Annotated in this window: 14 protein-coding genes, 1 tRNA gene and 1 pseudogene; 2 read left to right on the forward strand and 14 right to left on the reverse strand. The window is 63.7% G+C overall.

Going from position 1 to position 16,904, the window contains the following annotated elements:
- Window positions 1-17 precede the first annotated feature (17 nt).
- From TP2_RS03690 to TP2_RS03760, 14 genes and pseudogenes are all read right to left on the reverse strand, one after another.
- Window positions 18-824 (reverse strand): ABC transporter permease, encoded by an 807-nt coding sequence (locus TP2_RS03690; RefSeq protein ID WP_038073648.1) that lies wholly within the window; start codon window positions 822-824, stop codon window positions 18-20.
- A 2-nt stretch (window positions 825-826) separates the two neighbouring features.
- On the reverse strand, window positions 827-1,693 hold the full coding sequence (locus TP2_RS03695; RefSeq protein WP_038073649.1) for an ABC transporter permease: 867 nt from the start codon (window positions 1,691-1,693) through the stop codon (window positions 827-829).
- Window positions 1,690-2,787: an ABC transporter ATP-binding protein gene (locus TP2_RS03700; protein ID WP_038073650.1), complete on the reverse strand. Its 1,098-nt coding sequence runs from the start codon at window positions 2,785-2,787 to the stop codon at window positions 1,690-1,692. Before TP2_RS03700 ends, TP2_RS03695 begins: the two co-directional genes overlap by 4 nt.
- A 106-nt stretch (window positions 2,788-2,893) precedes the next feature.
- The gene (locus TP2_RS03705; RefSeq protein ID WP_038073651.1) at window positions 2,894-3,940 is read right to left on the reverse strand and encodes an ABC transporter substrate-binding protein; all 1,047 of its coding nucleotides are present in this window, start codon (window positions 3,938-3,940) and stop codon (window positions 2,894-2,896) included.
- A 33-nt stretch (window positions 3,941-3,973) separates the two neighbouring features.
- Window positions 3,974-5,362, reverse strand: coding sequence for a sigma-54 interaction domain-containing protein (locus TP2_RS03710; RefSeq protein WP_051692161.1), 1,389 nt, complete (start codon window positions 5,360-5,362; stop codon window positions 3,974-3,976).
- Between the two features lie 14 nt (window positions 5,363-5,376).
- Entirely contained in the window at window positions 5,377-6,570 is a 1,194-nt protein-coding gene (locus tag TP2_RS03715; RefSeq protein ID WP_084713908.1) for a PAS domain-containing protein, read from the reverse strand.
- 30 nt (window positions 6,571-6,600) lie between these two features.
- Window positions 6,601-8,079 (reverse strand): glutamine synthetase family protein, encoded by a 1,479-nt coding sequence (locus tag TP2_RS03720; protein ID WP_038073652.1) that lies wholly within the window; start codon window positions 8,077-8,079, stop codon window positions 6,601-6,603.
- A 29-nt stretch (window positions 8,080-8,108) separates the two neighbouring features.
- Window positions 8,109-9,425, reverse strand: a complete 1,317-nt coding sequence (locus TP2_RS03725; protein WP_169739503.1) for a type I glutamate--ammonia ligase — start codon at window positions 9,423-9,425, stop codon at window positions 8,109-8,111.
- A gap of 8 nt (window positions 9,426-9,433) precedes the next feature.
- Window positions 9,434-10,651 (reverse strand): NAD(P)/FAD-dependent oxidoreductase, encoded by a 1,218-nt coding sequence (locus TP2_RS03730; protein ID WP_038073654.1) that lies wholly within the window; start codon window positions 10,649-10,651, stop codon window positions 9,434-9,436.
- Window positions 10,652-10,657: 6 nt separating this feature from the next.
- Window positions 10,658-10,843 (reverse strand): ferredoxin, encoded by a 186-nt coding sequence (locus tag TP2_RS03735; protein ID WP_038073655.1) that lies wholly within the window; start codon window positions 10,841-10,843, stop codon window positions 10,658-10,660.
- Between the two features lie 45 nt (window positions 10,844-10,888).
- Complete coding sequence (locus TP2_RS03740) at window positions 10,889-12,091, reverse strand: cytochrome P450 (RefSeq protein WP_038073658.1); 1,203 nt, start codon at window positions 12,089-12,091, stop codon at window positions 10,889-10,891.
- A 361-nt stretch (window positions 12,092-12,452) separates the two neighbouring features.
- Window positions 12,453-13,698, reverse strand: a pseudogene (locus TP2_RS03745) (IS3 family transposase).
- Between the two features lie 209 nt (window positions 13,699-13,907).
- A tRNA-Arg gene (locus TP2_RS03755) sits at window positions 13,908-13,984 on the reverse strand.
- A gap of 41 nt (window positions 13,985-14,025) precedes the next feature.
- Window positions 14,026-14,493 carry a GNAT family N-acetyltransferase gene (locus TP2_RS03760; protein WP_038073664.1) on the reverse strand — a complete coding sequence of 156 codons (468 nt, stop codon included), beginning with the start codon at window positions 14,491-14,493 and terminating at the stop codon, window positions 14,026-14,028.
- Between the two features lie 167 nt (window positions 14,494-14,660).
- Here TP2_RS03760 and TP2_RS03765 point away from each other — a divergent pair, with 167 nt between their 5' ends.
- On the forward strand, window positions 14,661-15,752 hold the full coding sequence (locus tag TP2_RS03765; protein ID WP_038073666.1) for a transglutaminase-like domain-containing protein: 1,092 nt from the start codon (window positions 14,661-14,663) through the stop codon (window positions 15,750-15,752).
- Window positions 15,753-15,833: 81 nt separating this feature from the next.
- A complete protein-coding gene (locus TP2_RS03770; protein ID WP_038073669.1) occupies window positions 15,834-16,820 on the forward strand; it encodes a type I glyceraldehyde-3-phosphate dehydrogenase in 987 nt (328 codons plus the stop codon).
- Window positions 16,821-16,904 lie beyond the last annotated feature (84 nt).

The following is a 16,904-nucleotide window of genomic DNA, read 5'->3' on the forward strand; positions in this document are numbered from 1 at the left end:
GCGTTCCCTCCATGTCGTTATTTTTTGCGTTCGCGCGTCGCGATGACCGCGACCACGATGAGAATGAGCGACAGAAGCACGATGATCGTGCCCACCGCGTTGATTTCCGGCGTCACGCCGCGGCGCATCGTCGAGTAGATATACATTGGCAGCGTGTTGTCGCGCCCGGTCAGGAAGAAGGTCACCGGGATCTCGTCGAAGCTGAGAACGAAGCTCAAAAGCCCCGCGCCGATGATCGCCGAGCGGATATTCGGCAAGGTGATGTCGATGAAGCTGCGCCAGGGCGAGGCACCCAGATCGAAGGCCGCTTCCTCGAGCGACGGCGGCAGGCGTTGCAGCCGCGCATAGACCTGCGTCACCACCACGCCCAGAAGCGCGGTCGCATGGCCCAGGATCACCGTCTCGAGGCTCAGCGGAAAGCCCATCAGCTTGAACATGTTGAGCATCGAGATACCGGTGACGATTCCCGGCAGCGTGATCGGCAGCAGGATCAGCCTGCGGAACACGGATTTGCCGGGGAAGTCGAACTTGTGCAGCACCATCGCCGCGGGCACGCCCACCGCGAGGGTCACGACCGTCGCCAGCGTCGCGACATAGAAGCTGTTGCCGATCGCCGCGATCAGGTCGGAATTGCTCCACAGCTTGCGATACCAGTCGAGCGTGAACCCCGAGAGCGGCCAGGTGAGCGAACGCGAGTCGTTGAAGGAAAACGCGATCAGGACCCAGATCGGGATGTAGAGAAACGCCATCAGGATCGCGACGAAACTCATGAAGGCCGTGTCGGCCCCAAAGCGCGACAGGAGGCCGGGTGTTTTCTGTGCCATCGTCAGACGCCTCCCGTCATGCCTTTGCGCTCCATCCGGTCGGAGAGGGAGACGATGGTGAGAACGACGACGAGCATCACGATCGCCAGAGCCGAGCCCAGCGGCCAGTTCAGCGCCGCGCCGAATTGCGTGGCGATCACGTTGGCGATGAGGTTGCCGTCAGGCCCGCCCACGAGGAAGGGCGCGATGAAGTCCCCGAATGAGAGACAGAAGGTCAGCGTGAACCCCGCCGCGACACCGGGCAGCGACAAGGGCAGCGTGACCGTCCAGAAGCTGCGCCATGGCCCCATCCCGAGATCGGCCGAGGCTTCCGTCAGGTTGGTCGGGATCTTCTCGAGCGCGGTATAGATCGGCATCACCATGAAGGGGATGAAGATATAGGTGAGCGTCACCACCATCGCGAACTGGTTGTAGAGAAACAGGCTCGACGGCTCGTCGATGATCCCCAGCGACATCAGGAAGGAGTTCAGAACGCCCTCGGTGCCGAGGATCGTCTTCCAGATATAGGCCCGCAGCAGGTAGCTCACCCACAAGGGCGCGATCACCGCCATGTAAAGCCAGGTCCGCAGCGCCACCGAACGGCAGCGGAAGACGAGGTAATAGGCGAAGGGATAGGCCAGCAGGAAAGAGGCGGCCGAGACGAGAACCGAGATCTTCAGCGTGCGCAGGAAGACCCGCACATATTGGGGATCGGTGAAGATCGTGACGTAGTTCCCGAACTGGAAGGCGGGGATGAAGGTCGGGTATTTCTTCAGCCAGAAGGAATAGGTGACGATGATCCCGTAAGGCAGCAGCATGAACAGCGCGATCCACATAAGCGGGATGCCCATCACCAGCATGCTGGGAAGGTTGCGGCGCAGGAAGCTCATGGCGTCACCGTCCCTTCGAAGACGAAGACGTTATGGGCCGCCACGCCGAGGCGAACCGGCGCGCCGGATTGCGGCAAGGTGGAGTGCGAAAGCTTGTCGGGCAGCAAGGTATCGGCGTCGATCTTGCTGCCATCGGCGAGGGTCACCGAGATCCGCAGGCCCAGCCCGTAATAGATCACTTCCGAGATCGTGCCTTCGAAGACGTTATCTGCGGTTTCGCCCTCTGCGAGCAGTTTCACCTTTTCGGGGCGCACGCCAACGGTGACGGTCGCGCCCTCGCTCAGCGTGACATCGGGATGGGCGGTGATTTGCGTGCCGCCCGCCGCGATCGTCGCGACCTCGCCCGAGAGCGCGCGGACCTTGCCGGGAAGAAAGCTCGTCGTGCCGATGAAATTCGCGACATAGGGGTTCGCCGGGTGATCGTAGAGATCCTGCGGGCGCCCTTCCTGGGCGATTTTGCCCTTGTCCATGACGACGACGCGATCCGACATCACCAGCGCTTCGGTCTGGTCATGGGTCACCATGATGAAGGTGATGCCGACCTTCTCGTGCAGGTGTTTGAGTTCGATCTGCATCTGCTCGCGCAGTTTCGCGTCAAGGGCCGAGAGCGGTTCGTCGAGCAAGAGGACCTTCGGACGGCGCACGATGGCGCGCGCCAGCGCGATCCGCTGGCGCTGTCCGCCCGAGAGCTGTTGCGGACGCTGGTTGAGCTTGTCGTAGAGCCCCACCAGCATCAGCGCGTCCTTCACGCGCGTCCGCACTGTGTCCTTGTCGAGTTTGAACGTCTTGAGGCCGTAAGCCACGTTCTCGCCGATCGTCATATGCGGAAAGAGCGCGTAGTCCTGAAAAACCATGTTGACCTCGCGCTTGTAGGGCGGGTCGAAGGTCACGTCCTTGTCGGCGAGCCGGATCGCTCCGGCCGTCGGTTCCTCGAACCCGCCGATCATGCGCAGGAGGGTGGATTTGCCACAGCCCGAGGGCCCCAGAAGCGTGACGAATTCGCCGTCTTCAACGGTCAGCGAAACGTCGTCCACGCCGATGATGGTCGGACTGTAATGCTTGGAGATGTTCTCCAACTCGATGATTGCGGCCATGTCGCCTTGTTCCCTGCTTTTTTCGAGAGCGGGCGGCCCTCCCCGACCGCCTGTTCCCCTGGTCCCTGAGGCGACCCCGTTGCCGGGGTCGCGGGTCTTTTGTCGCTTATTGCGCCTTCACGGCGTTCCAGGCGTTGGTATAGGCCTCGAACCGGTCGCCCAGCGGCTGCCAGATCAGCAGGCTGTCGAGGTAATCGGGGTCGTCCTGATGCAACGTCTTGAACTGCTCGGGGCTCATGCAAGACTTCGCCGCGGCGGCGTTCGCAACAGAGTAGCCGTTGACATTGGCGACGCCACATTGCCCCTGCTCGGAGAGCTGCATGTTGAGGAACTTGTAGGCGCATTCCTGATTGGGACTGCCCTTGACGATCATCCAGCTGTCCATCCAGCCCTCGGCGCCCTCCGTCGGGATGAACTCGGTCACTTTGATACCCTCATCGGCGAGAAGGCTGGACTGATAGCCAGCCCAGGTGTTCGAGATCACGACTTCGCCGGCCTTGTAGAGATCCACGAGCTCGCCCGCCGTGGCCCAGTATTTGCGGATCAGCGGCTTTTGTTCGACCAGGCTCTTCTGCGCGGCCGCGATCTGCTCGTCGGTCAGCGAGTAGATGTTCATGTCGCCATTCTTGCGTGCGGCGACGTAGATTGCGCTCTTGTCATCCCAGAGCGAAATCTTGCCCTTGAGATCCTCGCGCCACAGGTCGGCGATCGAGGTGGGGGGCGTTTCAAACGCATCATCGCGATACATGAAGGCGATCGCGCCCCAGACATAGGGCATCCCGTAATAGGCGCCGTCCTTCTGGATCCCGTCGAGAGCGAGGAACTTGGGATAGATATCGTTCCAGCCCTCGATCTTCGTGGTGTCGAGCGGCTCGACGAAATCGAGGTCGATCATCAGCTTGGTCGTGTCGATCGACGGGGTGATCAGGTCATAGACCCCGCCCCCGGCCATCAGCTTCGGCGCGAAATCGTCATTCGAGCCGACATAGGTGGCGTTCACCTGGCAACCCGAGGTCTCCTCGAATTTCGAGATGAAGGACGGGTCGGCATAGCCTTCCCAGGTCAGCACATTGATCGTGCCTTCCGCCAGCACCGGCGATGCGGTGAGGGAGAGCAGGCCGAGCGTGCCTAGCATCGTCTTCTTGATCGTCATTGTCTTACTCCACTGTTGGTTTGTTCGGCCGCTTTACGGCTCTTTTCGGGTCTTTCGAGAAATGGTGCCGATATCGACACCGAGGGCGGCAGCAGCCTTGCGTTTGCTGCCGTGGACACGGATCGCTTCTTCGATGATCCGTAGTTCGTATTCGCTGACCGCGTCGCGCAGGCTCGTGCCTTCGGCGAGCGGGGACGGCGTGGTGTCGGAGGGGCTGCCGGAGCGGCGCGACGCTTCCGTCGGATCAAGTGCCATGAGCCGACGCGGCAGCTCTTCCTCGTCATCGCCCAGCACCGAGATCTGCTGCATCAGGTTCCACAACTCGCGGATATTGCCCGGGTAGTGATAGCTGCGCAGCCGCCCGCGCAGATCGTCGGACAGATGCAGCGGCACGGACCGGCGCTGGTTGATCGCGGTCAGGAACCGGTCGATCAGGTGATCGAGCAGTTCGGGCACCTCGCGCAACGGCTTCATCGGCATGTTCACGACCGCGAGCCGGTAATAGAGGTCGGTTCGGAAGCGGCGATCCTCGGACATTTCCAGAAGGTCGCAATTGGTCGCCGAGATCACCCGCACATTGACCCGCCGCGGGCGCGTGCCGCCGATCCGCAGGATCGTGCCCTCTTCGAGGAAGGAGAGCAGCTTGGCCTGAAGCGGCAGGGGTATCTCGCCGATCTCGTCAAGAAACAGCGTGCCGCCCTCGGCCGCCTCGATCAGGCCCTTCTTGCCCTCGGTCGATGCCCCGGTGAACGCGCCCTTCTCGTAGCCGAAAAGCTCGGATTCAAAGAGGCTCTCGGGGATCGCGGCGCAGTTGACCGCGATGAACGGGTCCACGCCATTGGCGACGAAATTGTGCAGATGGCGCGCGATCTCGGTTTTGCCGACGCCGGACTCACCGGTGATGATGACCCGCGCGCCCTGCAAGAGCGCACGTTCCCCGCGCGAGATCATCCGGTCGAGCCAGGGTGAGATCGCCCTCTGCCGCGCGAAATCGGGACGCATCCGTCGGTCGGTCGCGCCGGTGAAAGTGGGCGCGCTTCGTGCTCCCGTCGCCTGTCTGCGGGCATGGTCGAACACGGCCAGATCTCGCAGCGTGACGACATGGCCTTCGTTGGCACCGGTCGCGGAAATCCGGCGCAAGGTCACGAAGACCGCGCCTGTCGCTTCCCCCCGCAAGATGAGGCTGCCGGTGCGGCCCGCTTCGAGCATCTCGCCCAGCAGGGTCCAGTTCAGCGAGGACATTGTATTGAACTGTACAAAATCGAAACCCGCCATCTCCTTCGCATTGAGCCCGCACAGAGCGGCGGCCTCGCGGTTCGCGAAGGAAATCGAATGGTCCGGATTGAGCACGATGATTCCATCGGCCAGCGCGTTGAGAGCCTGATCGAGCGGGCGGGGCGACGGCGCAGATGTCTGTTTCATCTCTCTCGCCCCCATCACCGTCCCCGTGCCCTGAGCGGTGTGACGCTGGCGCGATCGCCGTCATGCGAAGCCGGTCCAAGCCGCGCACGCAGGCTCAGCACAAGGTAATCCGCTTCGCGCAGCGTCACGCAGCGCGCCGCGAGCTCGGCCCGGATCGGGCGGTCGGGATTGCGCAGCAGCGCCGGATAACGGTCGCCCGGATGGCCGGGCAGATGTTCGCCCGCGACGGCGAAGATCTCGCCCAGCGGCACGGGCAGTTCGATCAGGTCATCAAGGCTTCTGCCGGGAAGCAGGTCGGGGTTGAGGTCGAGCATCTCCTCGGCGCTGGTATTGATGCGCAGGATATGGGCGTCGCGATCCACGACCAGAACCGCGTCGGGCAGCGCGTCGAGGATCGCCTCGAGCGTGTCGATCTCGTCGCGCAGGACCGCTGCGCGGCGGGCATGTTTCGAGACATCGCGCACCGTGCCCCACATGCGGTGCAGGAAGTTGCCCCGGATGGTCCCGCGCACGTCGTTTTCAACCTCGATGAACACGCCGTCGTAGCGCAGATCGCGCGAGGGAGACGCGTTCACATCGAAGCTCGCCCGGATCAGGCGGCGCACGAAATCTTCGTTCTCGGGCGAGCGCGGGAAGGTCTCGTGCACGGGAAGCGCGTTGAAATCCTTGCCCTCGGGCGTGCGATAAAGCCGCGCCATCGCATCGTTGCAGAACCGCCAATGCGGACCGTTCTCGAAGACCTGCCGGATGATCTCCTGCTCCGGGGCCGAGAGATCCACGGGCTCGTCCCATTCCATGCACCAGCCCGCGTCGTCGGAGGCCGCGAGGATCGACTCGAGGATCTCCTTTTCCTCGGCGAGGGTCGCGACTTCTCCGAGAGCACCACCCGCGGGCCATTTCACCGTGCGCAGGCAAAGCCCCAGCTCCGGGTCCGTGAAGCGGGTCACGATCGCCGTGACGCCGATCCGCGCGCCTTGCGGGGGGCGCAGCTCGAGCGTGACAACATGCGGCCCGGCGGTGGTCTCGGTGAAGACCTCTTCAAGCCGCTTGCGAGAGGCGAGCGGATAGATCGTGGACCAAGGCTCGCCCTTCACCGCGCCCGGCGCGAGGCCGAGCGCGGTTTCTTGCGAAGCGCAGGCAGACACGATCCGTCCGTCCCGGCTGAGAACGTCGATCATCTCGGTCTCTGGTCTGGTTGGATCTGTCATGCTCTGGGCTCCTATGGGGGGGTCAACGGGTTACGGCACGCAATGCAGGTATTGCTCCACATCCCAATTGGTGACCTCACGCAGGAAGCGTGTCCACTCATCCTGTTTGTATTCGTCGAAGACTTCGTAGAGCCGACCCGGAAGTGCCGAGCGAATGACCTCGTCTTCCTTGAGCGCGTCGAGCGCGTCCCGAAGATTGAGCGGGATAAGATTGACCTCCCCTCCCGACTGCCAGACCTCGGTCACGTTGCGCGACTCGGGCGCGCCCGGGTCGATCTTGTTGCGGATGCCATCATCCATCGCTTTCAGCAGCGCGCCGCAGAACAGATGCGGGTTGACCATGCTGTCCACCGCGCGGAACTCGAACCGGTCGGGCGAGGAGATGCGCACCGTGCAGGAGCGGTTCTGCAGGCCCCAATTCGCCCCGATCGGCGCCCAGAGGCCGTAGTCGTTGAAGCGGCGATAGGAGTTCACCGTCGACGCACCGATACAGGTCAGCGCGTTGATATGCTTGAGCGATCCGCCCAGAACGTGATGCCCGAGCTCCGTTGGCAGCCAGCCGCCTTCGGTGTTCTCGAACTCGTTCACACCGCCCTTGGAATACATCCAGTTCTCTTCCATGCCCGGCAACTCGCCCGGCACGATGTCCTGCACCTGGCGCTCGCCGCCGGTCCAGATCGAACAGTTGTGGTGGCAGCCGTTGGCCGCGTAACCCATGAAGGGTTTCGCCATGAAACACGCGATTAGCCCACGCTGGCGCGCGACCTCGGCGCAGATCTGGCGATAGGTCGTCATCCGGTCGCAGGTCGGCAGCGCATCGTCGAATTGGTAGTTGAGTTCGATCTGGCCCGGTGCGTCCTCGCAATCGCCCTGGATCATATCGAGACCCATCGCGCGGGCGTAGTCGGAAACCTGCATCCAGATATCGCGGGCGCTCTCGAACTGGCCGATGTGATAGGCGAGCGGCTCGGTCACGCCGGAATAGGGGCGCACCTCGCCGGCCTCGGGCTTGAGCCAGAGCATCTCGGGCTCGAGGCCCACACGCAGATGCAAGCCGTTATGGGTCTCGCGGAATTCACGGTCGAAGCGCTTGAGGTTCCCGCGGGTGTCGTATTCGTAATACTGGCCGGGGAAGTTCGGATCTTCGAGGCTGTAGAACAGCGTGCAGAACACGCGTGCCACACGCTTGTCCCAGGGGAGCTGAACGAACGTGTCGGGATCGGGCAGCGCGATACATTCCATCGCATTCGCATCGAAGCCGATCAGGTTGCCCTTGAAATCCGGCAGCACGTTGGTGACGCCGCCCATCCATGTCTGAACACCCTTGCGCGCCTGGGTTTCCCAGTGACGTGCCGGGGCGGCCTTGCCCATCACCCGGCCGGTGATCGAGATATATTGGTAGTAGATGTAATCGACCCCGAGCGCGTCGATCTTCTTGCGCACCCGTTCTACCAGTTCGGCCCGGCCGGGCGCATCGACTTCGCAGTGATAATCGGTATCGGTAGTCATTCTTGGCTCCCTATTGGTTTTCTTGTGTCTCAGCCTTCGAGGTAGCGGGCACGTTCTTCTGCGCTGACTGCTTTGGAGAGGCTGGCGTATTCGGCGCGGCAGGCGGCCGCGAAGTTCTCGGTGAAAGCGGCCCCAAAGATCCGCGCGGCATCGTCGCTGGCGGCAATCCGATCCGCAGCCTCGGCGAGATCGCGCGGGAAACGGCTTGCGCCTTCGGGGACGAAATCGGGATGCGCGGCGGCGCTCGGTTCGGGCGCGGGCAAGTCGCGCTCGATCCCGTCGAGCCCCGCGCCCAGCATCAGCGCCATCGTCAGGTAAGGATTGCAATCGGCGGGCGGCACCCGGAATTCGAGCCGCGCGCGCGCACCTGTATGCGGCACCGAGCGCACCGCGACGGTGAAGGGATATTCCGCCCAGGTGAGCGACTTCGGAGCCCAGCTTCCCGGCGCAAGGCGGCGATAGGCATTCACGCTCGAGGTGCACATGGCGAAGGCCTCGGGCACGACCGCCATCATCCCGGCGATGAATTTCTTCGCCAGATCATTGGTCTTGCCATCGGGCGAGGCGAAGACGTTCGTGCCGGTTTTCGCGTCGCGCAGGCTCATCGAGCAATGACCACCGATACCGGGATAGTCCGCGCCCATATAGGGCATGAAGCTTGCCGTCTTGCCCTGCTTGCGGGCGTAGGAGCGTGCGGCCAGACGCAGGAAGCTCGCGTCGTCGGCGGCACGCAGCCCCTCGGTCGCGGCGGTCGTGGCTTCGAGACAGCCCGGCCCCAGCTCGACGCTCAGCGCATAGAGCGAGACGTCATGGCCAAGGATCTCGGCCTCCATGCCGGCGATGAAATCGGCATGGGTGTTCGCGGTGGCGCCCGACCAGCATTTGTTGTCGGGGGCGAATTTCGCGAGCCCCGCGAAGCCTTTCTCGCGGGCGGTCGTCGCATCTTCCTCAAGCACGATCAGTTCGAATTCGAACGCGGCATCGACCTTGAACCCCATCGCCTCGGCGCGCTCCAACTGGCGGCGCAACACCTGACGCGGCATCAGCTCCTTCGCCTCGCCCGACAGCTCAGCGATGACCGTGACCGCATCGGGCTCGGAGGGGTTCGCGCGCATCGAGGTCGGGTCGATCTCGACCGTTTCGGTGAAATAGGAACTGCCGCCGAAGAGGTCGTCGCCGCTGTCCCAATAGGCCAGCACATTGGCGAAACGCGCATCCCCGGCCCAGTCGAGGAACTGCGCCTTGCGCAACCGGCGTTCGCGCAGGACCGAGGCGTAATCGAATTGGCCGACATGCACGATCTCGGCGTCGAACTTGGCGAGGGCGGCTTCGAGGAGGTCGTTCATCTGGGGGCTCATACGGTTTCTTTCGGGGTGAGCGCGGCCATCAGGCGGGCGCGGTGTTTGGCAATCAGTGCGGGCGGAGCGCCAAGGCCGATCACGCCTGTCAGCGCGCCGTTACGGGCGTATTCGACGATCACGGGGGCCTCGCCGATCTGGCTCAGATCGCCTTCGACAACGGTTTGCGTCTCGGCCAGCGCCGGGGCGCCGAAGGCCTGAACGCGCATGCCGTATTGGTCCGACCAGAAGCTCGGCAGCGGCGAAAATCCGGGTTCGGGCGTATCGCCAGCCTCAAGCGCGGCGATGGTCTGGGCGGCGCGTTTGGCGGTGAAGCCGGGGATGCACCAATGCTCGACCCGGCGCGGCACATCGTCGAACAGCGGATTGGCAAAGCGTGCGATGTCGCCGACCGCGAGCAGGTTCGGCGCGCCGATCGCCCGCATCGTATCATCGACGAGAACGCCATCGCTGAGATCCGCGCCGCTCCCGGTAAGCCATTCCGTGTTGGGTAGCGAGCCGAGCGCCTCGACGATCACATCGGCCTCGATTTCCTTGCCATTGTCGAGGATCACCCGGCCCGGCTGGTAGGCCTCGACCGAACGCCCGGTGAGCAGCGTCACCCCATGGCGCCGGTGCAGCGTGGCCATCGCAGCCGCGACACGCGGGCCGAGCGCGCGCATCATCGGCTGCGGCCCGGGCTCGACGATCGTGACATGCAGGCCCAGCTTGCGCGCGGTTGCGGCGATCTCGCAGCCGATGAACCCGGCCCCGATCACCGCCAGACGCGCGCCCGGTTGCAGCATCGGCGCGAGCGCGCGTGCATCGTCGAAGCCGCGCAGAACGTGGCGGATGTCTTCGTTCCCGGGAAGCGGCAGTCGGCGCGGCCGGATGCCGGTCGCCGCGATCACCCAGTCCGAGCGGACCAGAGAGCCATCGGCAAGACGCACACCGGCTTTCTCGATCCCGGTTGCGGCCACGCCAAGACGTGTCGACACGTCCTCCGGCGTCAGCTTCGAGCGTAGCAGGAGCTTGCCGAAAGCCTCGGTTTCATCCGCATCGCCCCCTGCAAAGCTCTCCATCACGTCCTTCGACAGGGGCGGTCGGTTGTAGGGCGCATGCGGCTCGTCGCCGATCAGCGTGAGCTGCGCCTGCGGAAGCGCCGTGCGCAGGGCTTCGGCCGTGCGCAGCCCCGCGAGCGAGGCGCCGACGACGGTGATCCGGGGCCCTGCCATAACCGATCAGCCGAGGATGATGGCCTGCTCGGGGCAGGCATCGGAAGCGGCTTCGGCATCGGCAACCTGCGAGTCATCGATCACCTCGACCCAATGGAGATCGCCGTTATCGTCAAAGGAGAAGATCTCCGGCGCGGCGATCACGCATTGCCCGTGCAGCAGGCAGATATCCATGTTGACGTGAACTTTCATCTTAATGGTCCCTCTTGGAATTTTGCGGCTGGTTTTTTGCGTGGCTTAGGCCGGGTCGAAAGCGATCGGCATCCGGATCGCGCCGGTATTGCCGCTGTCGGGAAGCCACTCGACTTCGCCGTTGAAGCGCGGGTTCTTCAGGCGCTGCGAAAGCAGCTTGAGCGCCTCGGTCATGTCGCCGCGGGCGATGAAATGGCCGAGGCAGTGATGCGCGCCACCGCCGAAGCCGAAATGCGCCTTGCGCTCGGCCGTGATGTCGAAGCTCGCATCGTCGAACACGCGGGGATCGGAGGTCGCCGATTGCGAGAAGAGGTGCAGCGTCGTGCCCTTTTCGATCGGGGTGTCGTTATAGGTGAAGTCCTCGACCGCCTCGCGGGTAACCCAGGTCACGGTGGGTCGCACGCGCATCACCTCTTCGACCGCAGCGCGGCCCAGCTCGGGCTGTTCGGCCAGAAGCGCCCATTGCTCGGGGTTCTCGATGAAGGTCGCCATCGCGAGACCAAGCTGGTTGCGCGTGGTGTCGATGCCGCCGAAAATCGCCAGCACGATCATGTCGAGCAGTTCCTGATCGGAGAGCTGGCTCTTGTCTTCGTTGGCCTTGATCAGCATGCCAATGAAATCGTCTTTCGGCGCGGCGCGGCGGGCCTCGACCAGCTCCTCGACATAGTCGAAGAGCCGCTTCGTCGCCGCCTCGATCGTCGGCAGGTCCTTCTTGAAGGTCACGCCGAGGGCGAGGCCCATTTCCGCAGCGATATCAGCCAGTTCGCGCCAGCGTTCGAAGGGCAGGCCCAGTAGCTCGCAGATCACGCCGGTCGCGTAGGGCTCGGTGAATTCGGCGATGAAGTCGCATTCGCCTTTCGGGGCGAACTCGTCGATCAGCATCGTCGCGAGCTCGGTGAATTTCGGCGCGAGCGTCGTGATGAGTTTCGGAGAGAAAGCCGGGTTCGCCATGCGCCGCAGACGCGCGTGGTTGTCACCCTCCTGGCTGAGCAGCATGCTTTCCCACCAGCGCGCGAACTCGCCGGTCACATCGTTCAGCGCCGGCCAGCGATAAGAGCCCTGGCGCAGCTTGGGGTGACGCAGAAGCTTTTGCACGTCGTCATAACGCAGCACCGCGAGGCCATAATTCGTGCGCGCGCACCAGGACGCCTCACGCGCCTCCATGACGGCGTCGGAGCGGATCGAGAACCCGGGATCCGAGATGTCGAGATAGGGCAGATTGTCGGCGACGAGGCTGTCTTGCGTCATTTGGAGAAACTCCCGGTCAAACTCGCGTTTCACCGAGACTACATGCAAGTTTTATTCCAGAATTAGTCGGATTCTGTTAATGATATGAATAATAAAGATAATTTATATTTTTTCGGTAAGTGCGCAGAAGTTTTCTTGCTTGAGCGTTTACTTTCTCTCTCGTGTTGATGCGTGACTGCATCGGCGTTGAAGCCCTGCATCAGTCAGTTGGCGCCGTTCGTTCTGGAGCTGAAGACGTCACGAAGCCTTTGGCGTGTCGGATGGTCGGAAATCTGAAAACAACGCCGACGCTCAGTATCGCAAGGCGTATGCTGGATCGCTGATGACAGACAGACTGTCCTCGTGACCTGCCACGGGTCTTTCATCCAGCCGTGACCGGAGCCCGGTTGGTGTTCACGCCGATCGGCGCAGGTTGAGCAATCGCCCGACGCGCGGAGCTATCATCTCGCGCAGCGGGGCGGGCGATTGCGGTGGTCAGGGCCCGCGCGTAGTCAGCCGGGGTTTGGGAGTCCAAGGCCGAGTGCGGGCGTTCGGTATTGTAGTCAGCCGCCCAGGCGGCGATTACGACCCGGGCGTGGGCCAGGTTGCGGAACATGGTCTCGTTGAGCAGCTCGTCCCGCATCCGGCCGTTGAAGCTCTCCACGAAGCCGTTCTGCATCGGCTTGCCCGGCGCGATGTAATGCCACTCGATCCGGTGCGCGGCGGTGAAGGTTAAGATTGCGTTACTGGTCAGTTCGGTGCCGTTGTCAGAGACGATCATCCCCGGCTTTCCGCGGCGCTCGATCAGGGCAGTTAGTTCACGCGCCACACGGCGCCCCGAGATCGAGGGTGAGCCATCGAGCCGCCATCGGTTCGAGGCCGATGGCGAACGGATCGCCGCGAGGCACTCCCGGGTGACATCGTCGACTACGTTGAGCACCCGGAAGCGCTGACCGTTGGCGAACTGGTCGTGAACGAACCGAAGGTCCGCGTAGCGAAATCCAGCGACCATCGCGCATTGGGTCGCGCCTCGACCAGGATCGGGGCTCGCGTCCCGATAGCCTTGCGCCGTGCCTTTCGCTTGCGCACCGTCAGCCCTTCCTCGCGGTAGAGCCGATAGATCCGGTTGATGCCGGAAGGCTCGCCCTCGCGCCGCAGCAGCACGAAGAGCCGCCGATAGCCGAACCGTCGGCGCTCGTTGGCCAGTTCCCGCAACCGCCCGCGCAGCACCGTGTCCGGCGCGCGCTGCGCCTGATAGCGGACCATCTTGCGATCCGCCCCGGAAATCCGGCACGCCCGCCGTTCCGAGAGCCCGAACCGGGCCTTCAGATGCGCGACAGCTTCGCGCTTCACGGCGGGCGTCACCATTTTTTTGCCAGAAGTTCCTTCATCGCGGCCATGTCCAGCATCTGCTCGGCCAGCAGCTTCTTCAGCCGAGCGTTCTCGTCCTCAAGCGCCTTCAGCCGCTTGACCTCCGATACCGTCATCCCGCCGAACTTGGCTTTCCAGTTGTAAAAAGTTCCTTCCGACATGCCATGCTTGCGGCACAGGTCCGCGCACTTTGCGCCTGCCTCGTGCTCGGCCAGGATGCCGATGATCTGCTCGTCCGTGAATCTCGTTCGCTTCATTGTCCGTCCTCAAGTTGGGCCGGACTCTAATCAACGGTGGAGGAAAAATCCCGTGGCAGGTCACTCGGAAAACGCCCCGGTCGCAAAGGTCGCGTAGGCTGCATGCGAGCAACCTCCCATTCGCGGCGATGTGAGAAAATCTCCGCATAGGGCCGCTCACGCTTGCTGCCGTTGGCGCGCTTCTGCTTTCCCGTCGATTGGTGAGATGCTGGCGATCCCTCGAGGACTCGAACCCCGAACCTGCTGATTAGAAGTCAGCTGCTCTATCCAGTTGAGCTAAGGGACCGCGCGACCCTTAAATGCGCGATCACGCCCGGGCGCGCAAGCTCAGATCGACCGCGTCAGGAAGACCGAATTGGGATCGGGGCGGTAGCTGGCGAAGGGCGGGCATTCAGTGAAGCCCGCCCGCAGGTAAAGCTGGCGCGCGGCCTCGAAGGACGCTTGAGCGCCGGTCTCGAGGCTGAGGCGCGTAATCCCCTCGGCGCGGGCCTCGGCGATGAGATGGTCGAGCATCACTCGTGCGAGCCCGTGTCCGCGCAGCTCCGAGAGCACATGCATCGACTTGATTTCGGCCTCCTGCGCCGACATCCGCTTGAAGGCGCCCATGCCCACGGGCACGCCTGCGCGGCGCATCACGAAAAAGGCGATCCCGGGCGCGGCCAGCGCATCGGCGGGCAGCATATGGATCGAGCCGGGTGGGGTATCGGCATGCATCGCGGCGGTATGACGGGCGTGCAGCTCGGACAGATCGGCGCCGAGCGGGCTCTCGCGGGCGATGGTGATATCGGGGCTCATGCCGGGTGTCCTTCGTGACAGTGCCTCAGTGACCGGGGCAAGATAGTTCAGCGCCAGCCGAGCGCAATCGCAGAAATTTCTTTGCCAGGACGGCAGTTGCGAGGTTGTGGGGGGCGGGTGGCAGTCCTAGAAGCTTGGCGAACTCGAATACAGCCGGAGGCGAGGCGATGAACAGACGCAACCTGATGCAATGCGGTGCGGCGGCGATGGGTATGATGATGATGCCGCGCGTCTCGCAGGCTGGTTTCACGCCCAAGCCCGAGGGCTGGCGCAAGTTCGAACTGGTCACCAAGGTCACGCTGCCCGCCAGCGCCAAGGGCGCGCAACTCTGGTTGCCGGTGCCGTCGGTCGCTGAGACGGGCTGGATGACGCCGGGCGAGGTGAGCTGGACGAGCAGCGCGCAAAGCGCCGAGATGGTGACCGACCCGGTGAAGGGCACGCGCATGCTCCACGCGGTCTGGCGGCCGTCCGGCGCCCCGCGTGATCTGGTCCTCAATGCCGTCGCGTCGACGCAGGATTTCGTCGTTGATCTGAGCGCGGCGCAGGAGGTTTCGCCGCTCAGCGCCGAGGAGCGTCAGCGCTATCTCGCGCCGACCGATCTATTGCCGACCGACGGGATCGTGCGCCAGACCGCTGACGAGATCACCCATGGCAAGCGCGGCGATCTCGAGAAAGCGCGCGCGATCTATGAATGGATCGTCGAGAATACCGCGCGCAATCCGAAGACCCGCGGCTGCGGTCTGGGCGATATCGCCTCGATGCTGACGATGGGCGATCTGAGTGGAAAATGCGCCGATCTCAACGCGCTGTTCGTGGGGCTGGCGCGCGCGGCGGGACTGCCGGCGCGCGATATCTATGGCCTGCGCGTTGCGCCCTCGCGGTTCGGCTACAAGAGCCTCGGTGCGAAATCGGCCGATATCACCAAGGCCCAGCATTGTCGCGCCGAGGTCTTCCTTGAGGCGCATGGCTGGGTGCCGGTCGATCCGGCCGATGTGCGCAAGGTGATGCTTGAAGAGCCGCCCGGGAATCTCAAGCTCGACGATCCGAAAGTGGTCGATGTGCGCCGCGCGCTGTTCGGGGCGTGGGAAGGCAACTGGGTGGCCTATAACTACGCTCATGACGTGGCGCTTCCCGGTTCGGAAGGGCCTACCGTGCCCTATCTGATGTACCCCCAGGCGGAGCTGGACGGGGTGCGCCGCGACAGTCTTGATCCGGCGAGCTTTGCCTACGAGATCACTGTGCGAGAGATCGCCGTCTGAGGGCCAGGCCTCCGTATCGGTGACAATCGCGCGCTTCCCCTTTGTCCCGCGCGGGGGTAAGGCCGAGGCAGGAGGTGCGCGATGCGTGTTTTCATCAATGGTTTCGGGCGGATCGGACGCTCGGTTCTGCGAGCCTGGGCCGAGGCGCCCGATCGCTGGCCGGGGCTCGAGATCACGGGTGTCAACGATATCGAAGCACCTGAGATGCTCGCCTATCTCTTCGAGTATGACAGCGTCTTCGGCCCTTGGCGCGGGACGGTGAGCCTTGAGGATGCTGCGCTTGTGGTGAACGGTCGGCGCATCGCGCTGCATCGCGTGCCCGATATCTCGTCACTTGATCTGACGGGCGTCGATCTGGTGATGGAATGCACCGGTCGCGCCGAGAGTGCCGAGATCGCAGGGCAGGGGCTGGCTGCGGGCGCGGCGAGGGTTCTGATCTCGGGACCCTCGCAGGCCGCCGAGATCACGGTCGTGCTTGGGGCCAATGATGCGGCCCTCAACGGGCAGAAGATCGTCTCTAACGCGAGTTGCACGACGAATGCGCTGGCGCCGCTTGCGCGACTGCTCGATGCGGAATTCGGGATCGTGACGGGCTCGATGACGACAGTGCATTGCTATACCGGCTCGCAACCCACGGTCGACAAGCCACGCGGTCCGATGGAGCGCTCGCGTGCGGCGGCGCTCTCGATGGTGCCGACGACCACTTCGGCGGGGCGGTTGATGGAAGAGGTGCTGCCCGATCTTGCTGGCCGGTTGGTCGCGCAGGCGGTGCGCGTGCCCACGGCTTCCGTCTCGGCGGTGGATCTCGCGGTGACGGTTGCGCGGCCTGCCACGGTTGATGCCGTCAATGCGCTGCTCCGCAAAGCGGCAACTTTGCCCGGCGCGGTGATCGGTGTCACCGAGCGCCCGCTCGTCTCCACGGATCTGCGTGCGCGGCCCGAGAGCGTCGTCATGGCGCTGCCCGAAACCCGCGCCACCACGCATGGGTTGATACGGGTCTTCGGCTGGTATGATAACGAGTGGGGGTTCTCGAACCGTATGCTCGACATGTCGCTGCAGATGCACTGAGCGAGCTCGCGACTGCGGGCTCTGCATTCGTGGTGGGGGATCGAAGGCCACATTTTCTTTGGATGTCGTGTCGCGAAAACCTAT

It is taken from the genome of Thioclava pacifica DSM 10166, from assembly GCF_000714535.1.
GTDB classification, from domain to species: domain Bacteria; phylum Pseudomonadota; class Alphaproteobacteria; order Rhodobacterales; family Rhodobacteraceae; genus Thioclava; species Thioclava pacifica.

Excerpts from the sequence above, each read along its gene's own strand:
- TP2_RS03690 (WP_038073648.1), bottom strand. The coding sequence starts at position 824 with ATGGCACAGAAAACACCCGGCCTCCTGTCGCGCTTTGGGGCCGACACG.
- TP2_RS03765 (WP_038073666.1), top strand. The coding sequence starts at position 14,661 with ATGAACAGACGCAACCTGATGCAATGCGGTGCGGCGGCGATGGGTATG.
- TP2_RS03715 (WP_084713908.1), bottom strand. The coding sequence starts at position 6,570 with ATGACAGATCCAACCAGACCAGAGACCGAGATGATCGACGTTCTCAGC.
- TP2_RS03760 (WP_038073664.1), bottom strand. The coding sequence starts at position 14,493 with ATGAGCCCCGATATCACCATCGCCCGCGAGAGCCCGCTCGGCGCCGAT.
- TP2_RS03700 (WP_038073650.1), bottom strand. The coding sequence starts at position 2,787 with ATGGCCGCAATCATCGAGTTGGAGAACATCTCCAAGCATTACAGTCCG.
- TP2_RS03710 (WP_051692161.1), bottom strand. The coding sequence starts at position 5,362 with ATGAAACAGACATCTGCGCCGTCGCCCCGCCCGCTCGATCAGGCTCTC.
- TP2_RS03770 (WP_038073669.1), top strand. The coding sequence starts at position 15,834 with ATGCGTGTTTTCATCAATGGTTTCGGGCGGATCGGACGCTCGGTTCTG.
- TP2_RS03695 (WP_038073649.1), bottom strand. The coding sequence starts at position 1,693 with ATGAGCTTCCTGCGCCGCAACCTTCCCAGCATGCTGGTGATGGGCATC.
- TP2_RS03725 (WP_169739503.1), bottom strand. The coding sequence starts at position 9,425 with ATGAACGACCTCCTCGAAGCCGCCCTCGCCAAGTTCGACGCCGAGATC.
- TP2_RS03720 (WP_038073652.1), bottom strand. The coding sequence starts at position 8,079 with ATGACTACCGATACCGATTATCACTGCGAAGTCGATGCGCCCGGCCGG.
- TP2_RS03705 (WP_038073651.1), bottom strand. The coding sequence starts at position 3,940 with ATGACGATCAAGAAGACGATGCTAGGCACGCTCGGCCTGCTCTCCCTC.
- TP2_RS03735 (WP_038073655.1), bottom strand. The coding sequence starts at position 10,843 with ATGAAAGTTCACGTCAACATGGATATCTGCCTGCTGCACGGGCAATGC.
- TP2_RS03740 (WP_038073658.1), bottom strand. The coding sequence starts at position 12,091 with ATGACGCAAGACAGCCTCGTCGCCGACAATCTGCCCTATCTCGACATC.
- TP2_RS03730 (WP_038073654.1), bottom strand. The coding sequence starts at position 10,651 with ATGGCAGGGCCCCGGATCACCGTCGTCGGCGCCTCGCTCGCGGGGCTG.